Origin of the sequence: Aliivibrio sp. S4MY1 (assembly GCF_028765545.1) — a bacterium.
Lineage (GTDB): Bacteria > Pseudomonadota > Gammaproteobacteria > Enterobacterales > Vibrionaceae > Aliivibrio.
This window is the reverse complement of the sequence record NZ_JARACP010000077.1, coordinates 1-356: the sequence shown is the minus strand read 5'-3', so window position 1 is coordinate 356 and position 356 is coordinate 1. Positions and strand designations below refer to the sequence as shown.

Genomic DNA, 356 nt, shown 5'->3' with positions numbered 1-356 from the left:
AACAGTTCGCAGAGCAGCTCAGTAAGACCGTGAGAAGTGTAGCAAAAGCGGTTCGTTCAGAAGCGCACTCTGTAAGTCAGGCGGTTGACCCTGTACGTATCGCACAAGCCTCTATGCTTGACCTGATCGATCCTCTCGTACCAACCGCACATTTTAATCGACAACTCGTCATCGCCGCCATATTGATGAATAAAGACATTGAAACGCTGACTCCACGCGATACGTTTGATGTCGTGCTATCGACAACGCAATCGGTGTTTATCCTGAATGATCTACGTCGTATCACGACAGAAATAGACGCACGTATCAATGAAGCAACCAGCGTATCTACGCAGGAAAGTCTGGCCTTATTCAAT

At 47.5% G+C, this 356-nt stretch carries 1 pseudogene; it reads left to right on the top strand.

The features are described 5' to 3' along the window. Positions 1-29: 29 nt before the first annotated feature. A pseudogene (locus PVK71_RS20410) lies at positions 30-356 on the top strand (DNA circularization N-terminal domain-containing protein); the annotation flags it as partial.